Origin of the sequence: Microvirga lotononidis (genome assembly GCF_034627025.1) — a bacterium.
Classification (GTDB): Bacteria; Pseudomonadota; Alphaproteobacteria; order Rhizobiales; family Beijerinckiaceae; genus Microvirga; species Microvirga lotononidis.
Window position 1 is genome coordinate 4,778,180 of sequence record NZ_CP141048.1, and the last position, 24,895, is coordinate 4,803,074.

At 64.3% G+C, this 24,895-nt stretch carries 20 protein-coding genes and 1 tRNA gene; 5 read left to right on the plus strand and 16 right to left on the minus strand.

The genetic code is table 11. The features are described from left to right. Positions 1–8 precede the first annotated feature (8 nt). Positions 9–1,178 carry a zinc-dependent alcohol dehydrogenase gene (locus tag U0023_RS22490; RefSeq protein WP_009493729.1) on the plus strand — a complete coding sequence of 390 codons (1,170 nt, stop codon included), beginning with the start codon at positions 9–11 and terminating at the stop codon, positions 1,176–1,178. 83 nt (positions 1,179–1,261) lie between these two features. Here the strand turns inward: U0023_RS22490 and uvrA (U0023_RS22495) are convergent, their stop codons facing one another. The 8 genes from uvrA (U0023_RS22495) to coaD form a co-directional block, all read right to left on the minus strand. Continuing rightward, the gene (gene uvrA, locus U0023_RS22495; protein ID WP_009493727.1) at positions 1,262–3,808 is read right to left on the minus strand and encodes an excinuclease ABC subunit UvrA; all 2,547 of its coding nucleotides are present in this window, start codon (positions 3,806–3,808) and stop codon (positions 1,262–1,264) included. A gap of 482 nt (positions 3,809–4,290) precedes the next feature. Continuing rightward, a tRNA-Lys gene (locus U0023_RS22500) sits at positions 4,291–4,366 on the minus strand. A gap of 144 nt (positions 4,367–4,510) precedes the next feature. After that, on the minus strand, positions 4,511–5,692 hold the full coding sequence (gene tgt / locus U0023_RS22505; protein WP_009493725.1) for a tRNA guanosine(34) transglycosylase Tgt: 1,182 nt from the start codon (positions 5,690–5,692) through the stop codon (positions 4,511–4,513). Positions 5,693–5,815: 123 nt separating this feature from the next. Beyond that, the gene (gene queA / locus U0023_RS22510; protein WP_009493723.1) at positions 5,816–6,892 is read right to left on the minus strand and encodes a tRNA preQ1(34) S-adenosylmethionine ribosyltransferase-isomerase QueA; all 1,077 of its coding nucleotides are present in this window, start codon (positions 6,890–6,892) and stop codon (positions 5,816–5,818) included. A gap of 131 nt (positions 6,893–7,023) precedes the next feature. Then, the gene (locus U0023_RS22515) at positions 7,024–7,491 is read right to left on the minus strand and encodes a peptidylprolyl isomerase (RefSeq protein ID WP_009493721.1); all 468 of its coding nucleotides are present in this window, start codon (positions 7,489–7,491) and stop codon (positions 7,024–7,026) included. A 51-nt stretch (positions 7,492–7,542) separates the two neighbouring features. Continuing rightward, positions 7,543–8,016, minus strand: coding sequence for a hypothetical protein (locus tag U0023_RS22520; protein WP_245273090.1), 474 nt, complete (start codon positions 8,014–8,016; stop codon positions 7,543–7,545). A gap of 35 nt (positions 8,017–8,051) precedes the next feature. Next, positions 8,052–8,600 carry a peptidylprolyl isomerase gene (locus U0023_RS22525; RefSeq protein WP_009493717.1) on the minus strand — a complete coding sequence of 183 codons (549 nt, stop codon included), beginning with the start codon at positions 8,598–8,600 and terminating at the stop codon, positions 8,052–8,054. Positions 8,601–8,632: 32 nt separating this feature from the next. Next, positions 8,633–9,133: a pantetheine-phosphate adenylyltransferase gene (coaD, locus tag U0023_RS22530; protein ID WP_009493715.1), complete on the minus strand. Its 501-nt coding sequence runs from the start codon at positions 9,131–9,133 to the stop codon at positions 8,633–8,635. Positions 9,134–9,423: 290 nt separating this feature from the next. On the opposite strand from coaD, the gene U0023_RS22535 reads away from it, so the two are divergent. Continuing rightward, a complete protein-coding gene (locus U0023_RS22535; RefSeq protein ID WP_009493713.1) occupies positions 9,424–10,176 on the plus strand; it encodes a hypothetical protein in 753 nt (250 codons plus the stop codon). 85 nt (positions 10,177–10,261) lie between these two features. On the opposite strand, the gene gyrA is transcribed toward U0023_RS22535, so the two are convergent. Beyond that, a complete protein-coding gene (gene gyrA, locus U0023_RS22540; RefSeq protein ID WP_009493711.1) occupies positions 10,262–13,039 on the minus strand; it encodes a DNA gyrase subunit A in 2,778 nt (925 codons plus the stop codon). A gap of 1,583 nt (positions 13,040–14,622) precedes the next feature. Between gyrA and rnk the strand changes: the two genes are divergently transcribed. Further along, complete coding sequence (rnk, locus tag U0023_RS22545; RefSeq protein WP_009764596.1) at positions 14,623–15,051, plus strand: nucleoside diphosphate kinase regulator; 429 nt, start codon at positions 14,623–14,625, stop codon at positions 15,049–15,051. A gap of 28 nt (positions 15,052–15,079) precedes the next feature. Here rnk and U0023_RS22550 read toward each other — a convergent pair whose 3' ends face one another. Further along, a complete protein-coding gene (locus U0023_RS22550) occupies positions 15,080–15,934 on the minus strand; it encodes a protein phosphatase 2C domain-containing protein (protein WP_009764595.1) in 855 nt (284 codons plus the stop codon). Between the two features lie 69 nt (positions 15,935–16,003). Here U0023_RS22550 and U0023_RS22555 point away from each other — a divergent pair, with 69 nt between their 5' ends. Next, positions 16,004–16,642 carry a MarC family protein gene (locus U0023_RS22555; RefSeq protein ID WP_009764594.1) on the plus strand — a complete coding sequence of 213 codons (639 nt, stop codon included), beginning with the start codon at positions 16,004–16,006 and terminating at the stop codon, positions 16,640–16,642. Positions 16,643–16,646: 4 nt separating this feature from the next. On the opposite strand, the gene U0023_RS22560 is transcribed toward U0023_RS22555, so the two are convergent. The 4 genes from U0023_RS22560 to U0023_RS22575 all read right to left on the minus strand — a co-directional run bounded on the left by U0023_RS22560 (position 16,647) and on the right by U0023_RS22575 (position 19,587). Next, positions 16,647–17,765, minus strand: coding sequence for a M20 family metallopeptidase (locus U0023_RS22560; protein WP_009764593.1), 1,119 nt, complete (start codon positions 17,763–17,765; stop codon positions 16,647–16,649). A gap of 196 nt (positions 17,766–17,961) precedes the next feature. Further along, positions 17,962–18,189: a DUF6894 family protein gene (locus U0023_RS22565; RefSeq protein ID WP_040638787.1), complete on the minus strand. Its 228-nt coding sequence runs from the start codon at positions 18,187–18,189 to the stop codon at positions 17,962–17,964. 376 nt (positions 18,190–18,565) lie between these two features. Next, positions 18,566–19,105 (minus strand): single-stranded DNA-binding protein, encoded by a 540-nt coding sequence (ssb, locus tag U0023_RS22570; RefSeq protein ID WP_322883766.1) that lies wholly within the window; start codon positions 19,103–19,105, stop codon positions 18,566–18,568. 134 nt (positions 19,106–19,239) lie between these two features. Then, on the minus strand, positions 19,240–19,587 hold the full coding sequence (locus U0023_RS22575) for a hypothetical protein (RefSeq protein WP_009764590.1): 348 nt from the start codon (positions 19,585–19,587) through the stop codon (positions 19,240–19,242). Positions 19,588–19,896: 309 nt separating this feature from the next. On the opposite strand from U0023_RS22575, the gene uvrA (U0023_RS22580) reads away from it, so the two are divergent. Continuing rightward, positions 19,897–22,878 carry an excinuclease ABC subunit UvrA gene (gene uvrA, locus U0023_RS22580; protein WP_009764589.1) on the plus strand — a complete coding sequence of 994 codons (2,982 nt, stop codon included), beginning with the start codon at positions 19,897–19,899 and terminating at the stop codon, positions 22,876–22,878. A gap of 13 nt (positions 22,879–22,891) precedes the next feature. Here the strand turns inward: uvrA (U0023_RS22580) and U0023_RS22585 are convergent, their stop codons facing one another. Both U0023_RS22585 and U0023_RS22590 read right to left on the minus strand, forming a co-directional pair. Further along, positions 22,892–23,962 (minus strand): NAD(P)H-dependent flavin oxidoreductase, encoded by a 1,071-nt coding sequence (locus U0023_RS22585; RefSeq protein ID WP_009764588.1) that lies wholly within the window; start codon positions 23,960–23,962, stop codon positions 22,892–22,894. 32 nt (positions 23,963–23,994) lie between these two features. Continuing rightward, positions 23,995–24,771, minus strand: a complete 777-nt coding sequence (locus tag U0023_RS22590; RefSeq protein WP_009764587.1) for a bestrophin-like domain — start codon at positions 24,769–24,771, stop codon at positions 23,995–23,997. Positions 24,772–24,895 lie beyond the last annotated feature (124 nt).

The window sequence follows — 24,895 nt, forward strand, 5'->3', positions numbered from 1 at the left end:
GGCTTCTCATGCGTGCGCTCATCTGGAACGGCGTCAACGATCTGCGTGTCGAGACCGTCAAGGATCCCGAGATCGTCAATCCGCATGACTGCATCCTGCGGGTCACCATGTCGACCACCTGCGGCTCGGATCTGCACTTCATTGACGGCTACATCCCGACGATGAAGGCCGGTGACGTGATCGGCCATGAGTTCATGGGCGTGGTCGAGGACGTCGGGCCTGAGGTGAAGAAGGTCAAGAAGGGGGATCGGGTCGTGGTGCCGTCCTTCATCACCTGCGGCCAGTGCTGGTACTGCAAGAACAAACTTTATTCGCTGTGCGACAACACCCATCCCAAGCCCGAGCTGCAGGAGCCCATCCTCGGCTATCCGACCGCCGGCATCTACGGCTATACCCACGCGTTCGGCGGCTATGCCGGAGCGCACGCCCAGTATGTGCGCGTACCGTTTGCCGACAACGATTGCTTCAAGGTGCCGGATGGTCTGCCCGACGAGCAGGTGCTGTTTCTCTCCGATGCGGCGCCGACCGGCTACATGGGGGCGGATTTCTGCAACATTCAGCCCGGCGACGTCGTGGCCGTGTGGGGCTGCGGCGGCGTCGGCCTGATGGCCCAGAAGAGCGCCTTCCTGATGGGAGCCGAGCGGGTGATTGGGATCGACCGCCTGCCCGAGCGGCTGCAGATGGCCCGCGAGCATGTCGGCTCCGAGACCATCAACTACGAGGAGGTCGACAGCGTCCTGGAGGTGCTCAAGGAAATGACAGGTGGCCGGGGTCCGGACGCCTGCATCGACGCGGTCGGCATGGAGGCGCACGGCACCGGCCTTCAATACGCCTACGACCGCGCCAAGCAGCTCATGTACATGCACACGGATCGCGGCCAGGCGCTACGCGAGGCGATCCTCGCCTGCCGCAAAGGCGGGACACTTTCGATCCTGGGCGTCTACGGCGTGATGGACAAGTTTCCATTTGGGGCGATCATGAACAAGGGCCTGACGGTGCGCACGGCCCAGCAGCATGGGCAGGCCTACATGGACCGCCTGCTCGATCATGCCCAGAAGGGGGAGCTGAACCCATCGTTCCTGGCGACGCATCGTTTCTCGCTCGAAGATGCACCGCGTGGCTACGCCATGTTCAAGCATAAGGACGACGGTTGCGTCCGCTCTGTGTTTATTCCCTAAAACAGAGATTGTAACTGCCCACTTGGAAATACATCACGCTCTAAATGGGCCTTTGTCCAAGGCACCTGATAGCTTGAAGTGCATCAAACGAGAGCTCGTGCCAGGTAAGGCGCCGTACGGCTGCCTGGTGCTTTTGCGACTTCGCCCGGCGGACCGGATGCAACCACCTGCCCGCCCTCGTCGCCGGCTCCCGGACCGAGGTCCATGACCCAATCACTGCTCGCGGCAACCCGCATGTTGTGCTCGACCACGATGACCGTGTTGCCGGCTTCGACCAGCCCATCGAGCTGAGCCACGAGCCTCTCCACATCGGCGGGATGCAGTCCGGTCGTCGGCTCGTCGAGGACGTAGAGCGTATCGCCACGCTGGATCCGTTGAAGCTCTGTCGCGAGCTTGATCCGTTGCGCCTCCCCTCCTGACAATTCGGTCGCGGGTTGGCCCAGCCGCAGATAGCCCAAGCCCACCTCGCGCACGATCGTGAGCGACCGACGCAAAGGCGGCTCGTCGGCGAAAAACTCCCAGGCCGCATCGACGGTCATTCCGAGCACGTCAGCGATGGATTTGTCGCGGTATTTGATCTTTAGCGTGTCGGCATTGTAGCGGGCACCGTGGCAGGTCGGACATGGGGCGTAGACGCTCGGCAGGAACAGCAGCTCGACCATCACGAAGCCTTCACCCTCGCAATGCGGGCAGCGGCCTTTGGCGACGTTAAAGGAGAAGCGTCCTGCATCGTAGTGGCGGGTGCGAGCCTGCTTGGTTGCGGCAAACAGCTTGCGGACGTGATCAAAAAGGCCGGTATAGGTGGCGAGATTCGAACGTGGCGTGCGCCCGATCGGCTTCTGATCGACCCGCACCAAGCGCTTGATCCCTTCCATGCCGCCGACGATCCGGCCCTCGCTGGTCTCTGTCGCAGGCCGTTCTAGTTCCTCACCCTCCTCTTCCGGCTCAGGGATCTCGTGCCCTAGGTACTCCGCCACCAGTTCGACCAGTGCCTGGCTGACCAAGCTTGACTTGCCTGAGCCGGAGACACCCGTCACGGTCGTGAGCACGCCTAAGGGAAATGCGACATCAAGCTCGTGCAGGTTATTGCGCGTCACCCCCGCGAGGCGCAGCCAGCCGCTCGGTGGGCGCACGTCCCGAGGCGGGAGAGCGTTTTCGCCGAACAGGAAACGTCGGGTCTGCGAGGCCTCGACCTGGCCGAGCCCGTCCGGGGGACCGCTATAGATCACACGGCCGCCCTGCTCTCCCGCACCCGGGCCAACATCGACGATCCAGTCGGCATGACGAATGACATCGAGATTGTGCTCGACCACGAACTGCGAGTTCCCGGACGCCTTCAGTTGCCCAAGTGCCTTCAGCAGCGCCTCGGTATCTGCTGGATGGAGTCCAGCCGACGGCTCATCGAGCACATAGACCACGCCGAAGAGATTGGAGCGTACCTGGGTGGCCAGCCGCAGCCGTTGGAGTTCGCCCGGCGAAAGCGTCGGGGTGCTACGGTCGATGGAAAGATAGCCGAGCCCGAGGTCGAGCATGACGCTGAGCCGGGCGACAAGATCCTGCGCGATGCGCTGCGCGACCACTGCCTTTTCCGGATGCTCGGCCTCAATCTTGGCTAGCCGCGGAGCCCTTCCGTCTGCATAGGAACGGAAGATGTCGGCGAGGCGGGCGAGCGACAGACTGGAGATGTCGGCGATGTCCAGTCCCGCGAACGTGACGGACAGGGACTCGGGCCGAAGGCGCTTGCCGTGGCAGAGCGGGCATTCGGTGCTCACCATGTATTGCGCCACCCGCCGCTTCATCAGCGGGCTTTGCGTGTTGGCGAAGGTGTGCAGCACGTGCCGCTTGGCGCTTGTGAAGGTGCCCTGATAGGCTGGCTCTTCCTTGCGCTTGAGCGCGCGTCGAACCTCCTGCTGCGTATACCCGGGGTAGACAGGAACGGTCGGCTGCTCATCGGTGAACAGAAGCCAGTTGCGATCTTTCTTGGGCAGGTCCCGCCAGGGCCGATCGACGTCGAAGCCAAGCGTGGTCGCAATATCGCGCAGGTTCTGGCCATGCCAGGCGGTCGGCCAGGCGGCGATCGCCCGCTCGCGAATGGTCAGCGTGTCGTCCGGCACCATCGATTGCTCGGTGACCTCGTAGACCCGGCCCAGGCCATGGCACCGGGGACAGGCGCCTTCGGGCGTATTGGGCGAGAACGCCTCGGCATAGAGGATCGACTGGCCGCGCGGATAGTCGCCGGCCCGAGAGTAGAGCATACGCAGCAGGTTGGACAAGGTCGTGACGCTGCCCACCGAGGAGCGGGTGGTCGGTGAGCCGCGCTGCTGCTGCAACGCCACGGCGGGCGGAAGACCGTCGATATCGTCAACATCGGGAACCGGCATCTGGTGGAACAGTCGCCTGGCATAAGGCGACACCGACTCGAGATATCGCCGTTGCGCCTCGGCATAAAGGGTTCCGAAGGCCAGCGAAGATTTTCCGGAGCCGGATACGCCCGTGAAAACAACAAGGGCATCGCGCGGGATCTTAAGATCGATATTCTTGAGATTGTGCTCGCGGGCGCCGCGAACGCGGACAAACCCAGATCCTTCCTGCACGGTCGTCAGGGATCGAAACTTGCTTTTCTCTGGCATTGCGGGCTCGGCGAGATATCGGATCCCCGAACATCTAGGGTGATCCAATGCTCCCGCCAGAGGAATAACTTCCAATAGCTTCCGCCTCCGCGTGGCGGAATCGTCAATGGAGTTCTCGCCGAGAACAGACCCAATTGTTCAGTGCTAGGACTGTCATGGGACCATGTCGCGTACAAGGTATATGATCCCAAACCGTCTAACATCAACTTCGGGTCAAACTGGGAAGTTCAGGAGTGCCAAGTGAAGGTCTGCTCACGACGAGAGACCAGACCTTTCAGGCCTCATCATCGTCGGTTCCGCGGCAGATCTTCAGATATAGCCGAAGCGGTGGATGGGACGCATGCACGGAGCGACTCACCTCAGCATGCCAGTTCGGAGGATGCCTCCGCCTCGGACGCGCACAAGCCCCTTCCGTCCGAAACGTCTGGCTACCTGGCAAAAATCTTCTCAAAGGGCAAATGCCGGTAACCCTTTGATATTGTTGGTGAGCGCGCTGGGACTCGAACCCAGGACCCTCTGATTAAAAGTCAGATGCTCTACCGGCTGAGCTACGCGCTCCCAGAGGTGAGCCCGAAATAGGGGGTCTCGGGCTCCGGGTCAATCGAAAAGCCCTGGCTGGGCGGGCAAATCCTCAGCTTCCGACCGCCGCGACGCCGTTTCCTGAAGAGCGCTCCAAGAAAGTTATGCTTGGAGCCGAACGGTTCACGCCTCGTCCGCCATGGCGATGTTGTCCGCGTGACGGCCGATATCCGCCTTGCTGTCACGCTCGCCCTTGGCCCAGCCTTCCTTGACCTCGCCGATATGATCCTCGAGCCGCCCCTCGGCGATGGCCTTGCGGAGACCGGCCATGAGTTCCTGGTAATAGGCCAGGTTGTTCCAGGTCAGAAGCATCATGCCCAGGATCTCGTTCGACCGGACGAGATGGTGCAGATAAGCGCGCGAATAGGTGTTCGAGGCCGTGCATTTCGATTCCGGATCGAGCGGCCCGGTATCCTCGGCAAAGCGCGCATTGCGCAGGTTCATGCGGCCGTGGCGGGTGAAGACCTGACCATGGCGTCCGGCGCGGGTGGGCATGACGCAATCGAACATGTCGACGCCCCGGCGCACCGCCTCGACGATGTCGTCGGGCGTGCCCACGCCCATGAGGTAGCGCGGCTTCTCCCTGGGCATGTGCGGCTCGACCGTCTCGATCATGCGCAGCATCACGTCCTGCGGCTCGCCCACGGCCAAGCCGCCGATGGCATAGCCCTTGAGATCGAGCGTTGCGAGTTCCTTCGCGCTCTCGATGCGCAACCGCTCCACTGCGCCCCCTTGGACGATACCGAACATGGCTTTGCCCGGCTGTTCGCCGAAGGCCACCCGGCAGCGCTCCGCCCAGCGCAGCGACAGGCGCATCGCCTTCTCGGCCACGTCGTCGGAACACGGCAGCTTCACGCATTCGTCGAGCTGCATCTGGATGTCGGAGTCCAGGAGCCCCTGGATCTCAATGGAACGCTCCGGGGTCAGCACATGGGTCGAGCCATCGATATGGGACTGGAATGTGACCCCCGTCTCGTCGATCTTGCGCAGGGCCGATAGCGACATGACCTGGAAACCGCCGGAATCGGTCAGGATCGGATAGGGCCAGTTCATAAACTGGTGCAGCCCTCCAAGCCGGGCCACCCGCTCCGCCCCTGGGCGCAGCATCAGGTGATAGGTATTGCCGAGCACGACGTCGGCGCCGAGCGCCTTCACCTGGTCCGGATACATGGCCTTCACAGTCGCGGCCGTCCCGACGGGCATGAAGGCGGGCGTCCGGATGACGCCGCGCGGCATCCGGATCTCGCCGGTGCGCGCCGCACCGTCGGTCTTATTGACGGTGAAGGAAAAGGTGTCGGTGGTCATTCAAACCTCGTCTTGTCATCTCCCGCGGGAGCGAACCGCCCGGTAACGGGATCCGCGGATCCGCAGCACCTGTCAATGGATCCCCCTGCCGCGCGTTCCGCGCGCCGGGGATGGTGCGGAGCCTCAGCGCCGGAACAGCAGGCTCGCATCGCCGTAGGAATAGAAGCGATAGCCTGTTTCGATGGCGTGGGCATAGGCCCCCCTCATGCAATCCAGGCCTGCAAAGGCAGAGACCAGCATGAAGAGAGTCGAGCGTGGCAGGTGGAAATTGGTCATCAGCACATCCACGGCCTTGAACCGGTAGCCGGGCGTGATGAAGATGGCCGTGTCGCCGGAGAAGGGCGCGATGCTGCCGTCCTCACGGGCGGCGCTCTCCAGAAGGCGCAGCGACGTGGTGCCGACCGCCACGATCCGCCCTCCCCGGGCCCTGGCTTCGTTGAGCGCCCGGGCGGTCTCTTCCGAGACGGAGCCCCATTCCGCATGCATGCGGTGCTCGTCGGTATCGTCGGCCTTCACGGGCAGGAACGTGCCCGCTCCCACGTGGAGGGTCACGAAATGACGGGCGACGCCGCGCTCGTCGAGGCGGCGGAAGAGACCGTCCGTGAAATGCAGGCCGGCGGTCGGGGCCGCGACGGCCCCCTCGTCTTTCGCATAGACAGTCTGATAGTCGCTCAGGTCCTTGTCGTCCGTGGGACGCTTGCCGGCGATGTAGGGCGGCAGAGGAAGCTCGCCGAGGCGCGCGATGGCCTCGTCCAGGAAAGCGCCCGCGAAGGAGAAGCGAAGCGCCACATCGCCCCCCTCGCCTTTCTCCACGACCTCGGCGTCGAGCCGAACGAGTTCGCAGGCCGTGCTCTCGGACGGGTCTCCGAAGCGGATGCGGTCGCCGACATGGAGTTTCTTGGCCGGGCGGGCAAAGGCGCGCCAATGGTCGGCGCCTTCGCGCTTGTGCAGCATGATCTCGACCCGCGCCGCATTCTCCTCGCGAACGCGCAGACCGTAGAGCCGGGACGGAATGACCTTGGTGTTGTTGAGCACCAGCACATCGCCGGGCTGCAGCAGATCCGGCAGATCGCGGACGATCCGGTCCTCGAGGCCGGTTTCGGGCCTGACCACGAGCATGCGCGCGGCATCCCGCGGCTCCACGGGGCGGAGCGCGATATTGGTCTCGGGGAGATCGAAATCGAAGAGGTCGACGCGCATGGATTCTAGGCCTCTACCCTCGTCCTGAGACACGGCTGCGTCTCAGGACGAGGGCTTAGGGTAACTCTACTCGCCTGAAAACGTGGATGCCCGGGACAAGCCCGGGCATGACGGTAGACGCTAAAGGGTACTCAAGCCACGTCGGCCGCAACCTTCATGGACACGATGCGGTCGGGATCGCGCACGGGCTCGCCGCGCTTGATCTTGTCCACGTTCTCCATGCCTTCGGTCACCTTGCCCCAGACGGTGTATTGCTTGTCGAGGAAGCGGGCGTCGTCGAACACGATGAAGAACTGCGAGTTCGCGGAATGCGGGAAGTTGGTGCGGGCCATGGAGCAGACGCCGCGCACGTGGGGCTCGGCGTTGAACTCGGCCTTGAGGTCCGGCAGGTCGGAACCGCCGGTGCCCGTGCCGGTCGGGTCGCCGGTCTGGGCCATGAAGCCCTCGATCACCCGGTGAAACGGCACGTTGTCGTAGAAGCCCTGCCGGGAGAGCGTCTTGATGCGCTCGACATGGCCGGGAGCCAGGTCCGGACGCAGCTCGATGACCACACGGCCCTTGGTGGTTTCCATGATGATGGTGTTTTCGGGGTCTGCCATCGGGATCTCCTGTTCTGGCTGGATCGGATGAAAATAGGAACGCCTGCCCGCTCACATAGGCCGGGCATCGATGAAACGGAAGGAGAAGACGCGTCCGGCAATGGCACGCCCGAAACTTTCCGTAAAGGGAAGCGGGCTGCAGCGCTCGAACGCCTCGCGCACGGCTCGGGTGAAGGGCTCGCGCTGGTCCGCCTGAGTCCCAGCCTTGTAGTAGGTGATGCGGGGCTGGCCCAGGACCTCTCCGTTGCGCTTGAAACTCAGGCGCAGGGTGACCTCCTGGCCGGAATAGCCGCTGCCGGCCGGCGGCTGCCAGCAGGACTGGAGCGCCTGGAAGACCTGGGTGATCCGGTCGATGCGGTCCAGCCTTGGGGCATCGAGGCGCGGACGGACCGTGCCCATGATGCCTTCGGGAAGCGGAGGCGAGGTGTCGTAGGGCCAGTACCACTCGTCGAATGCCGGGGACGGCGTGCGGACCTGCGCGGCGAGCGGAGAACTCGTCAGGGCCTCAAGCAGGAACGCGGCCATGAGAAGCCGCGCCCCGGATGATTGCCCCGCCCACATCACTTCGCGTCGGCGGCGAGCTGCATCTTCACGATCTTGTCAGGGTTCGTGACCATGCCGTTGGCTGCCGAATCGCCCTTCTTGATCTTGTCGGCCACGTCCATGCCGGACACGACCTCGCCGAAGAGGGTGTACTGGCCGGTCAGCGGGCCGCAGCCCTCGTAGCAGATGAAGAACTGGCTGTTGGCGGAATCCGGGCTCTGGGAACGGGCCATGCCGACCGAGCCGCGCTTGTACTGGGTCTTGGTGAATTCGGCCGGGATGTTGGGCAGGCTGGACTTGCCCGTACCGGTGCCGGTGGGATCGCCGGTCTGGGCCATGAAGCCGTCGATCACCCTGTGGAAGACGACGCCGTTGTAAAAGCCCTGTTTCGTCAGGGTCTTGATCTGCTCGACGTGCTTGGGCGCCAGATCCGGCCGCAGGCGGATGGTGATCCGGCCGTCCTTGGTGTCGAGGAAAACCGTGTTCTGCGGATCGTTGGCCTGCTGGGCCACGGCCGGGACGAGGCTTGCGAGTACGAGCGCTCCGGCTGCGAGCAAACGCTTCATGGGTCGATATCTCCTTCGGGGATGATGAAACTTTATGGCCGCTTGAATTTGGCCTTCAGGCGCTCGGCGACAAGACCTGGCACGAAGGCCGAGACGTCGCCGCCCATTCCGGCGATCTGACGCACAAGCGTGGCCGTGATGGGGCGAACCGGGGGCGAAGCCGCGAAGAACAGTGTCTGGACCTCGGGCGCCATGGCGGCGTTCATGGACGCCATCTGGATCTCGTAGTCGAAATCCGTCCCGTCCCTGAGGCCCCGCACGATGAGGCTCGCCCCGTGGCGGCGGGCCGCCTCGACGGCCAGATCGTTGAAGGTTGCCACCTCCAAGGCGACGCCCCTCTCCTGCAGCACCGGCCCGCAGACCTCGCGCAGCATCTCGGCCCGCTCCTCGGCGGAAAAGATCGGTGCCTTGGAGGAATGGACCCCTATGGCGACCACGATCCTGTCGGCCACGCTGCAGGCCTGGCGCAGGACGTCCAGGTGCCCGTTGGTGACGGGATCGAAGCTGCCGGTATAGAGCGCGGTGCGGATCATGGCCCAAGGCGTAGCCGGATTAGAGCCGGCGGGCAAGCGGTGCGCTGGCGCACGGCAAGCCGGGCGGAGCCATGAGAGATATGGCTCACCTTAAGTCAGGAGAGTGCCATGGTCTTCCGCCTTTTCATCGTCGCCATCATGGCCATCGCGGTCCTGAGCCCAGCCGCCCTGGCGAGCCTTGGCTGACAACTCCAAAGGCCTGCGATCTCTCGCAATCGTAGCCGATGGCGAACAGCATATCATTCTGCTAGTGTGTGGTTGCAGACATTTTTATCTTGCTGCCGCCAAGAATGAACTCGCGCCTGAACAATGCCGTACAAAATGCCTATGAAGCTTTTGGCTGGCGTAGCCTGAGCGGCCTTTTAGAGGTTTGCCACTGCGAATGCTGCATGTCCGAAGTGATGGCGGAGAGCATTCTCAAGACCCCATTGCGAGAGCTGTCGAACGAGCAGCTCTCCGAATATACCAATTCGGCGCATGGCTGGTCGGATCAGTTTCTCACCCTGTTGCCGCGCTACATGGATTTGATCAGCCGGGGCGAGCGGCCGACGGACTTGGACCCGGACCATATCCTCTCCCGGTTCCGCTATGCTCCCGAGAATTTCCTTACGGATTTCGAGTTTGCGGCATTCAGCGAGTGGTTCATGGCATTGTTCGAGGAGGCTTTGTGCCGGACGATCTCTTCGAATGAACTGGATTGCGCCCTTTCCGCTCAAAGCAAATCGTGGTGGGAAGGGTTCGGCAATGATGTCTGCGAGATCATCGAGATCGCCCTGCCTACGCCTTTCGACTCGACGCAATTTCTGAAGCGTTGGGAAGCATGCGAGGCACGTGAAGCGAACTTGCGTCTTGCCAGCACTCTGATCTTTGGCATCGGAGCAAAGAAATTCAGGAAATCAAATCACTGGAGTGAGCGAGCTGAGGAGCAAGCCGCGCGGTGGCATAGTTGGTTCACGCTTCAGGACCACACCGGGAAACTTGGTGAGGCCATCGAACGTGAATCGGACCCAAAGGTTCAAGAGTTCCTGATGGCAGCCCTGTAGGACTCTGTCATCTTGACCTCATATCAAGCAAAAACCCGCCGACCTGAGCCGGCGGGTTCTTTCATTCTCAAAGGTCCGGAAGCTCTTACTCTTCCGTCGCCTCTCCACCTTCGGACTCAGTGTCCTCGACGCCCTCGCCGTTCTCCTCGTCCTCACCCTCGATGTGCTCCACCGAGACCACCTTCTCCTTATCGCGGGTGGAGAAGATGGTGACGCCTTGCGAGTTGCGGCCGACGACTCGGATGCCGTCCACCGGAACGCGGATCAGCTGGCCGCCATCGGTGACGAGCATAATCTGGTCGGCATTGTCGACCGGGAAGGAGGCCACGAGCTTGCCGTTGCGGCTGTTGACCGCCATGGCCGTGATGCCTTTGCCGCCACGTCCCGTGATGCGGTACTCGTAGGACACGGTCCGCTTGCCGTAGCCCTTCTCGGAGATCGTCAGGATGCACTGCTCCTGCGCGCTCATCTCCGCATAGCGCTCCTGGGAGAGCGAGAAGTTCTCAGCCGAGGTCTCCTCCGCGTCCTCGGAGGCGTCGGCATCCGCGCCCATCTGCTCGCCGGTGACCGCGCGGCGCATCTTGAGATAGGCCGCCCGCTCCTCGCCGGTCGCTTCCACGTGGCGCAGGATCGCCATGGAGATGATGTCGTCGCCATCGGCCAGATTGATGCCGCGCACGCCCATGGAATCGCGTCCCTTGAACACGCGCACATCCGTGACCGGGAAGCGGATGCACTGGCCCTTGGCCGTGGTGAGCAGCACGTCGTCGTTCTCCGAGCAGATCTGCACGTCGACGATGTGGTCGCCCTCATCGAGCTTCATGGCGATCTTGCCGCCGCGATTGACCTGGACGAAGTCCGACAGCTTGTTGCGGCGGACCGTGCCGCGCGAGGTGGCGAACATCACGTCCAGCTTGTCCCAGGACGCCTCGTCCTCGGGCAGCGGCATGATGGTGGTGATGCGCTCGCCCTGCTTGATGGGCAGCATGTTCACCAGCGCCTTGCCCTTGGCGTTGGGAGCAGCCAGCGGCAGGCGCCACACCTTCTCCTTGTAGGCCTGGCCTTCGGAGGAGAAGAAGATCACGGGCGTGTGGGTGTTGGCCACGAAGAGGCGCGTGACGAAATCCTCGTCCCTCGTCGTCATGGCGGAACGGCCCTTGCCGCCGCGGCGCTGCGCCCGGTAGGTCGAGAGCGGAACGCGCTTGATGTAGCCGGCATGGGACACGGTGACGACCATGTCCTCGCGGGCGATCAGGTCCTCGTCGTCGACGTCGGAATCCCAATCGACGATCTGGGTCCGGCGCGGTGTCGCGAAGGCGTCGCGGACCTCGATCAGCTCGTCCTTGATGATTCCCATGATGCGGGCGCGGGACCGCAGGATGTCGAGATAGTTCGAGATCTCCGCCGCGAGCTTGGAGAGCTCATCGCCGATCTCGTCACGGCCCAGTGCGGTGAGGCGCTGCAGGCGCAGGTCGAGGATCGCGCGGGCCTGCGTCTCGGACAGGCGGTAGGTGCCGTCGTCGTTGATCTTGTGGCGCGGGTCGTCCACGAGCGCGATCAGCGGCGCAATGTCGTGCGCCGGCCAGTCGCGACCCATGAGGGCCTCGCGGGCAGCGTTCGGATCGGGCGCCGTGCGGATGAGGCGGATGACCTCGTCGATATTGGCGACCGCGATGGCGAGGCCGCACAGGACGTGGGCGCGCTCGCGCGCCTTGTTGAGCAGATACTTGGTGCGGCGGGAGACGACCTCCTCGCGGAAATCCACGAAGGCCTTGATCAGGTCCTTCAGGTTCATCAGCTCGGGGCGGCCGCCGTTGAGCGCCACCATGTTGGCGCCGAAGCTCGTCTGCAGCGGCGTATAGCGGTAGAGCTGGTTGAGCACCACGTCGGCCATGGCGTCGCGCTTGATCTCGACCACGATGCGCATGCCGTCGCGGTCGGATTCGTCGCGCAGGTCGGCGATGCCCTCGATCTTCTTCTCGCGCACGAGCTCGGCGATCTTCTCGATCAGCGAGGCCTTGTTCACCTGATACGGGATCTCGGTGAAGATGAGCGCCTCGCGGTCCTTGCGGACCTCCTCGACCTCGGACTTCGCCCGCATGACGATGGAGCCGCGGCCCGTGGTGTAGGCGGACTTGACGCCCGACCGTCCGAGGATCAGCGCGCCGGTCGGAAAGTCCGGACCGGGGATGAGCTCGATCAGCTCCTCGGCCGAGATGCCGTCGTTGTCGATGAAGGCCAGGCAGCCGTTGATGACTTCGCCCAGGTTGTGGGGCGGCATGTTGGTCGCCATGCCGACCGCGATGCCGCCGGCGCCGTTGACGAGCAGGTTCGGGAAGCGCGCGGGCAGAACCGACGGCTCGTCCTTCGACTCGTCGTAGTTGGGCGTGAAATCGACCGTGTCCTTGTCGATATCGTCGAGCAGCGGCATCGCCGCCTTGGCGAGACGGGACTCGGTGTAGCGCATGGCCGCCGGCGGATCGCCGTCCACGGAGCCGAAATTGCCCTGCCCGTCCACGAGCATCAGGCGCAGCGAGAAGTCCTGCGCCATGCGCACCAAGGCGTCGTAGATCGCGCTGTCGCCGTGCGGGTGGTATTGACCCATCACGTCGCCGACGATGCGGGCGGACTTCACGTATTTCTTGTCCGGCGTGTAGCCGTTCTCGTGCATCGAATAGAGGATGCGCCGGTGCACGGGCTTGAGGCCGTCGCGCGCATCGGGCAGAGCGCGGCTCACGATCACGCTCATGGCGTAATCGAGATAGGAGCGCTTCATCTCGTCGACGATGGAAATCAACTTGATGTCGCTCGCCGGCTGGTCCCCGCCGGGACCGCCAGGGCGGTTATCGTTCGGATCGGTCAAGGTTGGTCTTTCTTAAAACGGTCTGCCCTTTCGCGAGAGGCGACTTTCGATGCCGCTTCGTCAAGCCGTTCGGCAGGCCCGCGAATCCAATTGAAATCAGTCTCTTAGATGGGCGAGAACGGCGCAATTTTCAAGCTTTTTGACGGGTTTTCCAGAGGCAAGCGCATGACCAAAATCCATTTACGTTTCAGCAACTTATTCTTCAGCCGCACATACCGGTCGGCGTCCCTGCGCCTGTGGCACTTTCGCAGCCGCGATCCGAACGTGACATACTGGATTAAACACCGAGTCCAAGTCCTTCTGGTATATGATCTTCACGACGTTGACGCAAAGCGCGTCCGTGCAGTCGGATCGGCCGCGTCCAGGATGGCACCGCATCTCGTCGCCGGCATTCCCGCAGGGCTGGGAGCCCGGACCTGCGGAGGGATGCGGACAGGGCGCGTCGCACCGTGTGCGGCCGCGAGCGGGTCTAGGTCCCGGTTCCCGCCGTCGCGGTACCGAGACGACACCCCCGCCGCGTCATCACCGGCCTTGTGCCGGTGATCCCGATGGACTGAAGCGCCGCGCCCCCCCATTGGGATGGCCGGGACGAGCCCGGCCATGACGAGGGAGGGGCCTGTTGATGGTTTCCTGTCAAAGAGCCAGCGCCTGCGGGCCCGCCGCTTGCGCTGCGAGCCTGCAGGTCAGTCGAGGGAGGGCGCGAGAAGGCGTCCGGCTCGGTGTTAGCTAAAGGAAGAACCCGACGGCTCCTCGCGCACGGTTCTTTTAGGCGTTTCGACTTGGACCAGCACAGGGCTGCCAAGGGCCTCCTGCCGCCGGCTGCGTGACCGGCGGACAGGACCGTGCCGGATCCCACACCGTGCGACGCCTCGCGAAGCGCGCCCCTCGTCGGATCAGGCTGTGCAACGATATAGCCAAGGTTCATCCCCCTGTCAAGAACAAAGTGAGAACGTAACGCTGGCCCAGCCGCACCCTCTCACGTCATCACCGGCCTCGTACCGGCCATGACGTCGAGTGTGTCATCCCGGCCTCGACAGGACGATCCTTCGAGACGGTCGCTGCGCGACCTCCTCCGGATGAGGGCGGAGAGGTGGCAAGAATGAAGGGGATGGCTGCAACACGTGCGGCCATGACCTGCAGGGTGTCGTCCCTCTCCGTGCATCTGAGGAGCGGTGCCGAGCCGGTATTTGACAAACGCGACAAGGTGTAGGAGCCTCGGTTCATCATGTTGAGCTTCTTACGATACCGTCGCGGTCTGCACCGGGCAGGCAATCTCATCGCGGGCAAGTAGCCCCGAGCTCAACGCGCGTCCGCGCCCCGAGCTCGGGGCGCTTTCCCAGTGATCTGACACGCAGGACGTCCGACGAAGCCGGGCTTTGGCTTCGCGCACCGCGCCTGGATAGGCCGTTGCCTCGCACCGGATCACCCGGACCCTTCGCCTCCGCGCATGCCGCCGGCGAAGCCATCAGCCAATCCGATGCGCGAGCGCATCGCATCTTTCCAACCCTCCGGGATCCGATGGCGATTCCGGCACCCGTTGCAGCGTCTCGCGCTGCGGCACTTTCATGAACAGGAGACACGTCATGTCCAGAAAAACACCCGGCACCGCCAAGCCGCGGATCACATTGATGGCGGCCGATTACGAAAAGCTGACAAAGCTGGCCGAAGCGGCCACGCACACGATGCCGGACGTCGCCCAGGAGCTCTCCGGCGAGCTCGACCGGGCTCACGTCCTGGCCGGCGGAAAACAGCGCCCGGACGCCGTCCATATGGGCTGCGAGGTCGATTTCCGGGACGACACGACAGGCCGGGTGCAGACCGTGACCCTGGTCTATCCGCACGAGGCCGACATCTCGAAGGGACGGATCTCCGTCCTGACGCCGATCGGAACCGCCCTCATCGGCCTCCCGCTCGGCCAGTCGATCGACTGGACCACGCGCACCGGCGAAACGCGGCGATTGACGGTGCTGCAGGTCAGAAGCCCTGTCGCGATGGAGCAGGAGCCCGCTTGAGCGGTGCCGGACGGTGCGTCCGCCCCCGTCAGGCCCGCAGCAGCAGCGCCGTCGTATCGTCGCTGGCCTTGAAGCGCGGGAAGAGCTTGCCGTCCGGGTCGCGGTCGGTCTCGATCTCCCGCGCCAGCTTCGCCAGGGGTTCGAGACCCGTCGCCAGGGCTTCATCCACGAGGGCCTTGGCGTCCATGGCTCTGTAGAGATCGACGAGGGCCGAGAAGCCGTCGGAGGCGAGGAGGATCACGGTTCCATCCGCACAGGGCGCCGTCTCGTGCCTCAGCCGGGCGACCGCATCCGGGTTGAAGCTCAGGAGCGCTGCCGGGACGCCGCTTTTCCGCTGGCGCTCCCGGCGCTCGCCGAGCCATTCAAGGAAGACGGGTTCATCGAGGATGGCCGTCGGCCGTGAGCCCGACTGCCGCATCAGTTCGGCCGCCTTCGAGGCCTCCGCCTCGCGCAGACCGGGAGCATCGCCCAGGACCTGAACCGAGCCGTCCGGCTGCCGGAGATAGGCCGTCGTGTCGCCGAAGGTCCAGGCGTCGAGAGCATTGCCCTTGCGGCGCACCAAGGTCATGGCTCCGAGGGGCCACGTGATGAAATCCTCATGCCGCTCCGCGGGCGCGACGGCGCGGTAAGCGATGCGGGCCTCCTCCATGACGTGCCGCAGGAGCGTGACGCCGTCCTCAGCCTGCGGTGCGAGACCCGACAGCCGCTCGTTCGCGAATTGGGCGAGCCAGGCAGCGTCGCTTTTGTCATGAATGACCGGGCTGGTGCCCGGAAAGATCGAGGTATCGATCACCCAGGCCCAATCGTCCGAGACGCCGCAGATGTCCTCGTTGGGCTTGTCCGGGTGCCCCGGCCAGCTGATCCGATCCAAAACAGTGAACATTGTCGCATCGCCCCTCGTCAAATCCGCCCGATGACCCCATAAAGCAAAGCTTAAGGGAAGGTCCAGCCGATGCTCCTCGACTACATATCCGCCGCTCTCGTGACCCTGCTCGTCACCCTCGACCCGGTGGCTCTGGCGCCGATCTTCGTATCGCTGACCCGGGGGATGAACGCACAAGAGCGCCGCAGGGTCTCCATGCGGGCCTGCATGATCGCCTTCGGCATCCTGGCCTTCTTCGGCCTCGGAGGCGAGGTGCTGCTGCGGCTTCTCGGGGTCGGCATCCCGGCCTTCCGCATCTCCGGCGGCCTGCTGCTGTTCTGGATCGCCTTCGAGATGGTGTTCGAGCGGCGCAACGAGCGCAAGCAGCATACGGCCGACATCGCCATCACCGAGGATCACATCCGCAATGTCGCGGCCTTCCCGCTCGCCATTCCGTTGATGGCAGGCCCAGGCGCCATCACGGCCGTGATCCTGCTCGCCGGGCGGGCGGACGGCAACATCGCCTATCTCACCGCCCTGCTGATCCTGATCGCGCTCGGCATCCTGAGCTGTCTGGTGGTGTTCTCGGCGGCCGACCGGGTCTCCCGGTGGCTCGGCGTGACCGGCAACGTCGTGCTGACCCGCCTGCTCGGCGTCATCCTGGCAGGTCTTGCGGTGCAGTTCATCATCGACGGCGTGCTGGCGCTGGTTCGGGGATCGGCGGCTTAACCCGTTACCGCAGCGTTTCCAGCAGGCGCGCCATGAGCTTCTGCCGGGGCGCGATGGAGGAGATCAGGCCGTATTCCTGGAGGGTATGCGCCCCGTCGCCGTCGATGCCGAGCCCGTCGAGGGTCGGAATGCCGAGCGCGGCCGTGAAGTTGCCGTCCGAGCCGCCGCCGACGCGGGGCGCGGAGACGAGGTCGAAGCCGATCTCGGCGGCGAGGGACTTGGCGTGGTCGAAGAGCTTCGCGGTCGACTCGGTCCGCTCGTAGGGCGGCCGGTTCATGCCGCCGGAGACGGAGACCTTGAAGTCCGGGTTGGAGGATTTCAGCCCGAGGAGTGCGGCCGTCACGGCCTCACCGTCCGCCACAGTCTCGACGCGCAGGTCCACCGGGAAGCGGCAATGCTGCGGGATGGTGTTCACCGCCGTACCGCCGGAGACCATCCCGACCGTCGTGGTGATCCCGCGCGCGTAATCGGTCAGGGCTTCGATAGCGAGGATCTGCCGGGCGGCCTCGTAGACGGCGTTGCGCCCTTCCTTGTGGCGAGATCCCGCATGGGCCGGGCGGCCCTCCACATGCACGTCGAAGCGCCCCACCCCCTTGCGGGCCGTGACGATCTGACCGCCGTCGCGAGCCGGTTCCGTCACGAGCGCGTAAGCCGAACGACGGCCGAGATCCTCGATCATCGGGCGGGTGATCGGCGAGCCGATCTCCTCATCAGGCGTCACCAGGAAGACCATGGGGCGCGCCGCCGTGCCCTTGCGGGCGACCTCCTTGAACGCCTCCAGAGCAAACCAGGCCCCGCCCTTCATGTCGTAGATGCCGGGCCCGTACAGCCGGTCATCCTCGATGCGAAGCGTCAGGTCGTTCTCGATGGTGCCGACGGGATGCACCGTGTCGAGATGCGACATGACCAGAAGGCCCGGCTCGGCCGTCTGCGGTCCGGCACGCAGCACGAGAACGTCGCCGAGCCCCTCGGTGCCCGGGATTCTCTCGACCGCTACCGGAGAGTCCTGCATCTGCGCGACGACGAGGTCCATCATCAGGTTGACCCCGGCCCGGTCATGGGTCGGGCTTTCCGTGCGGATCCAGGTCAAGAGCGTATCGAGGGACGGCGAGGAGGAGCTCATGATGTCTTCGTTTTCGAATGATGGTGCCTGCTGGCTAACCACTCCTCGCCCGAAACATCAAGCCTGAGATGCCGGCAATCGCAGCCGGACGCCTTCGAGCGACGACCCTATGACGCGGCATGCGAGCATGACCGGATCAGGCACGGCCACGATGAAAATCGGCCGGCTTCCCGCACACTGCCTGAACGAGGGGGTCTCAGTGCTGCGCCACGTTGAGCGGAATCGACAGAAGGACATTTCCGGCCTCGTCGACGACTTCGAGGTTCCAGCCGCGCCAGTCGACCTCGTCGGCTTCGCCTTCCTGCCTCAATTCCTGAATGGCTTTGAGAGCCTGATAATGGGCGGCTTCCAGATCCGAGACTTCGATTCCTGCCTCGTCGACGATCCGTTCGTGCATGTGCACAAGATGAAAGTAGCAGTGCACGACAGGACAATCCTGGAAATCTTCACTCGACAGTCAAGCCGCAACGGCTCCGGAATCTGCCGCTAGATGAGCAGCTTCTATGGTGTAACGCAAGGTAAGTTTTCAGTCTCACGCTCTGCGAACGACATGCCGCAGCGGACTATCTCGAAGCGCCGAACGAGACCATCCGACCGGTTTGGGGCGGCTTTTTCCCGGTAAAACAAGGGATCCTCCGGACGTTCGGGCATCCCTCCGGCCTTGCCTGTCGGCACATGGCCGCTCCGCAGCCCACGCATTGGTCCGGCGCGAAGGGCCGTCCGCTTCGACGGCCCTTCGCGATCTCCTGGTGACCCTCCGTTCACTTTGGCGGCCAACGGGATCCGCCCGGAGAAGGGTTCTAGAACGGAATGTCGTCGTCGAGATCGTTGTAGCGGGAGCCGCCGCCGCCACCTCCCCCACCGCCACCGCTGCCGCCGAAGGACGGAGCCGGTCGCCGATCCTGCGACGGGGACGAGCGTCCGAAATCGCCGCCGCGGCTGATCTGGCCCGGCTCCTCGTCGCCGTACTCGGAGGCGCCACCCCCGCCGCGGCTGTCCAGGATCGTCAGCTCACCGCGGAAGCGCTGCAGCACCACCTCGGTGGTGTACTTCTCCTGCCCCTGCTGGTCCGTCCACTTGCGCGTCTGCAGCTGGCCCTCGACATACACCTTCGAGCCCTTCTTCAGGTACTGCTCCGCCACCCGCGCCAGGTTCTCGTTGAAGATCACCACCGAGTGCCACTCGGTCTTCTCCTTGCGCTCGCCCGTGCCCTTGTCCTTCCACGTCTCCGACGTGGCGATCCGCAGGTTCACCACCGGCTCCCCGTTCGACAGACGCCGCACCTCAGGGTCCCGACCCAGGTTCCCCACCAAAATCACCTTGTTCACACTGCCTGCCATCGGGCGCGCCTCTCTTTGATGCTTGAGGGCGAGTTCTGAAGCCGGAGCGGCCGCACGGCAAGCCATCGGCCGGGTTCTGCACAGGGCTGTCCCCAGTTAAGGGATGCTCGCCTGGATCGTGGCACCGACACGGATCAATGCGCGAGAGCCTTCCGGACCATGGCCAAGGCCTCGTCGCAGCCCGCCCTGTCACCGGCGGCATCGGCCGCGCGCGCCCGGGCCAGCGCCGCCAGGGCCGCCTCCTCCGGCTTGCCCTCGCCAAGCTTCTGCTCCGCTGCGGCAATCGAGGCCGGCGTCGGCTGCCGTCGCAGCAATGCTGCCGTGGATTCGGGGCCGGCTCGCCCCGCTCCTGCCGCCGAGTCGATCCGGGCATCGACCTGTGCCTGGGCTCCGTCGATCTCCTGCGTGCACGGACCCGCTTGGCTCTGTTGGATCATGAGGGGCAGGAACACACTTCCAAGCAGGATAAGCCGATGAACCATGACCAGCACTCCTCTCGAACGGACAAGCTAGGATGCGCTTGAATTATAGCCGATCCTGATCTGCAAACACGGCTTTATCTCGGCTTTCGGACCTATTTCCGGCGCATGGTGTCCCGACCTGTCATTCAGGGCGGCCATGTCTTCCGTCGGGCCGGAAGATGTCCGCGGCGCCGCTTGCCCGTCGTACCCTCTTTGTTCTAGGATCGAACCCTGGAATCATCCGCCGCATTGCGCCGGCGGTCCGGGCACCACATATCGGGGAGCCGGCCGGATTCAGGCTGGACCTTCCACTTCAAGGCTTTGCGGGCAATGGCTAAACTCGACGAATTGTTCAACCGCGCCAAGGCGGGCGATCCGGACGCGCGCGTGATCTCCGTACGCGGGGCGCGGGAGCACAACCTCAAGAACGTCGATCTCATGGTCCCGCGGGACAAGTTCGTCGTGTTCACGGGGCTCTCCGGCTCGGGCAAGTCGTCGCTGGCTTTCGACACGATCTATGCCGAGGGGCAGCGCCGTTACGTCGAGTCCCTCTCGGCCTATGCCCGCCAGTTCCTCGAAATGATGCAGAAGCCGGACGTGGACCAGATCGACGGTCTTTCGCCCGCCATCTCCATCGAGCAGAAGACCACGTCCAAGAATCCCCGCTCGACGGTCGGCACCGTCACCGAGATCTACGATTACATGCGCCTGCTCTGGGCGCGCGTCGGCATTCCCTATTCGCCGGCCACCGGCCTGCCCATCGAGAGCCAGACCGTCAGCCAGATGGTCGACCGGGTGCTGGAATTGCCGGAAAAGACCCGCCTCTACCTGCTGGCCCCGGTGGTGCGCGGCCGCAAGGGCGAATACCGCAAGGAAATCGCCGAGTTCCAGAAGAAGGGCTTTCAGCGCCTGAAGATCGACGGCGAATATTACGCCATCGACGAGGCCCCTGCCCTCGACAAGAAGTTCAAGCACGACATCGACGTGGTGGTGGACCGTATCGTGGTGCGGGCCGACATCGCCGCGCGCCTGGCGGAATCCTTCGAGACGGCGCTCGAACTGACGGACGGCATCGCGGTCATCGAATACGCGGACGAGAAGGACGAGAAGGGCAAGGCGAAGCACATCGTCTTCTCGTCCAAGTTCGCCTGCCCGGTCTCCGGCTTCACGATTCCCGAAATCGAGCCGCGCCTGTTCTCGTTCAACAATCCCTTCGGCGCCTGCCCGACCTGTGGCGGCATCGGCCACGAGATGCGCATCGACGAGGCGCTCGTGGTGGACGAGACGCTCTCCCTGAAGCGCGGCGCCATCATGCCGTGGGCCAAGTCGTCCTCGCCCTATTACGGCCAGACGCTCGAGGCGCTCACCAAGCACTACAAGGCTTCCATGACGAAGCCCTGGTCCGAGCTGTCGGAAGAGGTGCGCAACGTCATTCTCTACGGCTCGGACGGCGTGTCGATCCGCATGGCCTATGACGACGGCATGCGCGCCTACGAGGTGAGGAAGCCATTCGAGGGCGTGATCCCGAACCTGGAACGCCGCTACAAGGAAACCGAGAGCGACTGGGCCCGCGAAGAGATCGGCCGCTTCATGAGCGAGACGCCCTGCGAGGCCTGCGGCGGCAAGCGCCTGAAGCCCGAAGCGCTTGCGGTGAAGATCGCCGGTTCCGACATCGGCGATGCCACGGCGCTCTCCGTGAAGGATGCCCACGAGTGGTTCGGCGGCCTCTCCAAGAAGCTCAACAAGAAGCAGAACGACATCGCCGGCCGCATTCTCAAGGAAATCCGCGACCGTCTCACCTTCCTGGTCGATGTGGGCCTGGAATACCTGACGCTCGCCCGATCCTCCGGCACCCTGTCGGGCGGCGAGAGCCAGCGCATCCGTCTCGCCAGCCAGATCGGCTCCGGCCTGACGGGCGTTCTCTACGTGCTCGACGAGCCATCCATCGGCCTGCACCAGCGCGACAATGAGCGCCTGCTCGTCACCCTCAAGCGCCTGCGCGATCTCGGCAACACGGTCATCGTCGTCGAGCATGACGAGGATGCGATCCTTCAGGCCGACTACGTGTTCGATATCGGCCCGGGCGCCGGCATCCACGGCGGCAAGATCGTCGCCGAGGGCACGCCGGACGAGATCATGGCGAATGCGAAGTCGCTGACCGGCAAGTACCTGACGGGCGAGATGTCCGTGAAGGTGCCGGCCAAGCGCCGCAAGCCCGACCCGAAGCGCAAGATCAAGCTCGTCGGCGCGAAGGGCAACAACCTGAAGAACGTCACGGCGGAGATTCCGCTCGGCACCTTTACCTGCATCACCGGCGTGTCCGGCGGCGGCAAGTCCACGCTGGTCATCGACACGCTCTACAAGGCGGTGGCGCGCAAGCTCAACGGCGCGCTGGAGCACCCTGCCCCGCATGACCGCATCGAGGGGCTTGAGCATCTCGACAAGGTCATCGACATCGACCAGTCGCCCATCGGCCGCACGCCGCGCTCGAACCCGGCCACCTATGTCGGCGCCTTCACGCCGATCCGCGAGTGGTTCGCGGGCCTTCCCGAGGCGAAGGCGCGCGGCTATCAGGCCGGCCGCTTCTCCTTCAACGTGAAGGGCGGACGCTGCGAGGCCTGCTCCGGCGACGGCGTGATCAAGATCGAGATGCACTTCCTGCCCGACGTCTACGTCACCTGCGACGTGTGCAAGGGAAAGCGCTACGATCGCGAGACGCTGGAGGTGAAGTACCGCGAGAAATCCATCGCCGACGTGCTCGACATGACGGTGGAGGAAGCCCGCGACCTCTTCAAGGCCGTGCCGTCGATCCGCGAGAAGATGCAGACGCTCGCGCGCGTCGGCCTCGATTACGTGCATGTGGGCCAGCAGGCGACGACGCTCTCAGGCGGCGAAGCCCAGCGCGTGAAGCTCTCGAAGGAGCTGTCCAAGCGCGCCACCGGCCGCACGCTCTACATTCTGGACGAGCCGACCACGGGCCTGCACTTCCACGATGTCGCGAAACTCCTCGAAGTGCTGCACGAGCTGGTCGATCAGGGCAACACGGTCGTGGTGATCGAGCACAACCTCGAAGTCATCAAGACAGCCGACTGGGTGATCGACATGGGTCCCGAAGGCGGCAACGGCGGCGGGCAGATCGTGGCGCAGGGCACGCCCGAGGAGATCGCCGAGTCCACGGCGAGCCACACCGGCCGCTTCCTCAAGGAGGTGCTGGAGCGCCGCCCCCTCAAGAAGGAGGCGGCCCCGAAGGACGCCGCCAAGAAGGCGCCGGCGAAGAAGGACAAGAAGGTGACGCGGCAGGCGGCTGAGTAAGCCTGACGCGCTCTCAACGGGATCGCAGGCGCTCGGAAGCCTCGTCCGCCAGCCGCCTCGTCAGTTCTCCGGCGGGAAGCTCACGGCTCAGAAGCGCCGCCTGCCCGGACCAGAGAGACATGAAATCTCCCGAACCGAGCGGCTCGGATTTCTGACGCAGGGGAGAAAGCGCGCCACCCGCGAGAGGAAAGGCCGGTGCGAGTTCCGAGATCGGTCCGATCTCGCGCATGACACGGTTGACGATGCCCCGGGCCGGACGGCCGGTGAAGACGTTCGTCAAGGCGGTCTTTTCCGCTCCGGCGCCCTTCAACGCTTGCCTGTGAACCGAAGATATCGTGGCTTCCGGTGTGAACAGGTAGGCCGTTCCGAGCTGCACCGCCGATGCCCCCAGGGCGAGAGCCGCGACGATGCCCCTCGCATCGGCGATCCCACCTGCGGCAATGACAGGGACCTTCACCGCATCGACCACCTGCGGCACCAGCGCCATGGTGCCGACCTGCGTTGAGATGTCATCGGTCAGAAAGATTCCTCGATGCCCCCCGGCTTCGAAGCCCTGTGCGATGATGGCATCGCATCCCTGGTCCTCCAGCCAGCGGGCCTCGTCGATCGTCGTGGCCGAAGACAAGACCTTGGCGCCCGTGTCCTTCACTCGCTTCAACAGCTCCTGATGCGGCAATCCGAAATGGAAGCTCACGACCTCCGGCCGGAACTCTTCGACCAAACCTAGGAATGTCTCGTCGAAGGGAGCGCGCGCAGAAGGTGCGGTTTCCATCCCCGGATCAAGCCCGAGCTCCAGATAATAATCCTTCAGGTGCTGCTTCCATGCGGCTTCACGCTCGACATCGAAGACAGGCGAATGATGGCAGAAGAAGTTGACGTTGATCGGCTTCGAGGTCTTCCGTCGGATCTTGGCCAGCTCCTCCCTGGCTTTGTCGGGGCTCAGCAGGGCACAGGGCAGCGAACCCAGACCTCCGGCTTCCGACACTGCGATGACCATCTCCGACAGGTTTGCCCCAGCCATAGGGGCTTGAATGATGGGGAGCTCGATTCCGAAGAGTTCGAGAATGCGTCGATCGTTCCACATGGCAGCTGTCTCCCAGTCCGGTGCACAATGCCCTAGCGCGGCCTCAACTCATCCTCCAGCACCATCTCGTACGGCGTCGTGTCGATGGCGGCGGGGCCGGCATAGGGATGGCTCAGGGCCAGGATGAAATAGAGCGCCAATCCCGTATAGGCTCCGTAGACAGACAGGATGGCGATGTGCACCGGATTGGCCGGGAAGATAAGAAAGAAGCCGACCGTGATGGCGAAGCCGGTCAGCGCCATCCACCAGAACAGTGCCGGCAGGCCGCGATGGGCGAGAGCCAGCCGTGCCTTCCGGTGGTCCTGAAGCTCGTCCATGTTCATGATCAACCGGCCTCGCAGGGATTGCTGCTGGGGCGTATCGGCCTTCAGGTTGAGGATGCCCATGTCGATTTCGTTATAGGCCTGCCGCGCCTCCCGGCTGCCGCGCGGATGGGCGGCCGCGTGCCATTCGTTCTGCAGGACCGCCGTCACGTAGGCGGCGAGCTGACCCCGGAGCACGTCCTTCTCCGGCCCGTTCCATTGGTTCAATTCCAGCACGATATGCTCGATCGTGGTGATCTCCTTCGAGACCTCCTGCTGCAGGTTCGTGTGCGTGGACTGGGCATCCGCGAAGACCAGTGCCAGGATCAGGCTGTGGACCGTGCCGATGCGAACGGCGACCGTTTCGGCGACATCGCGTGTCTTGGTCGGCAGATCGTCGCTCAGGAGCCGCCGCAGCACGATGAACGGAAGAGCCGAGGCGGCAACCGCCAGCAGCATCGCGAGGAACGCCCCCAGCCAGGCCGGAATCTGCAGAATGGCCGCCATGCGTGCTCCTTGCTCGAGGCGCCTCCTCGCCGGCACCGCCGCGAGGCCGCATAAGAGAGCATGCCGTCATGCCCCGTGCCATAGGTTTTCCGGCGAGGAGACTCAGGAAAAGTTGCGTTCGGCG

Bases quoted from the DNA above. Each gene is read 5' to 3' on its own strand.
- U0023_RS22490 (WP_009493729.1), top strand. From the start codon at position 9: ATGCGTGCGCTCATCTGGAACGGCGTCAACGATCTGCGTGTCGAGACC.
- uvrA (WP_009493727.1), bottom strand. From the start codon at position 3,808: ATGCCAGAGAAAAGCAAGTTTCGATCCCTGACGACCGTGCAGGAAGGA.
- tgt (WP_009493725.1), bottom strand. From the start codon at position 5,692: ATGACCACCGACACCTTTTCCTTCACCGTCAATAAGACCGACGGTGCG.
- queA (WP_009493723.1), bottom strand. From the start codon at position 6,892: ATGCGCGTCGACCTCTTCGATTTCGATCTCCCCGAGACCAATATCGCG.
- U0023_RS22515 (WP_009493721.1), bottom strand. From the start codon at position 7,491: ATGGCAGACCCCGAAAACACCATCATCATGGAAACCACCAAGGGCCGT.
- U0023_RS22520 (WP_245273090.1), bottom strand. From the start codon at position 8,016: ATGGCCGCGTTCCTGCTTGAGGCCCTGACGAGTTCTCCGCTCGCCGCG.
- U0023_RS22525 (WP_009493717.1), bottom strand. From the start codon at position 8,600: ATGAAGCGTTTGCTCGCAGCCGGAGCGCTCGTACTCGCAAGCCTCGTC.
- coaD (WP_009493715.1), bottom strand. From the start codon at position 9,133: ATGATCCGCACCGCGCTCTATACCGGCAGCTTCGATCCCGTCACCAAC.
- U0023_RS22535 (WP_009493713.1), top strand. From the start codon at position 9,424: ATGAACTCGCGCCTGAACAATGCCGTACAAAATGCCTATGAAGCTTTT.
- rnk (WP_009764596.1), top strand. From the start codon at position 14,623: ATGTCCAGAAAAACACCCGGCACCGCCAAGCCGCGGATCACATTGATG.
- U0023_RS22550 (WP_009764595.1), bottom strand. From the start codon at position 15,934: ATGTTCACTGTTTTGGATCGGATCAGCTGGCCGGGGCACCCGGACAAG.
- U0023_RS22555 (WP_009764594.1), top strand. From the start codon at position 16,004: ATGCTCCTCGACTACATATCCGCCGCTCTCGTGACCCTGCTCGTCACC.
- U0023_RS22560 (WP_009764593.1), bottom strand. From the start codon at position 17,765: ATGAGCTCCTCCTCGCCGTCCCTCGATACGCTCTTGACCTGGATCCGC.
- ssb (WP_322883766.1), bottom strand. From the start codon at position 19,105: ATGGCAGGCAGTGTGAACAAGGTGATTTTGGTGGGGAACCTGGGTCGG.
- U0023_RS22575 (WP_009764590.1), bottom strand. From the start codon at position 19,587: ATGGTTCATCGGCTTATCCTGCTTGGAAGTGTGTTCCTGCCCCTCATG.
- uvrA (WP_009764589.1), top strand. From the start codon at position 19,897: ATGGCTAAACTCGACGAATTGTTCAACCGCGCCAAGGCGGGCGATCCG.
- U0023_RS22585 (WP_009764588.1), bottom strand. From the start codon at position 23,962: ATGTGGAACGATCGACGCATTCTCGAACTCTTCGGAATCGAGCTCCCC.
- U0023_RS22590 (WP_009764587.1), bottom strand. From the start codon at position 24,771: ATGGCGGCCATTCTGCAGATTCCGGCCTGGCTGGGGGCGTTCCTCGCG.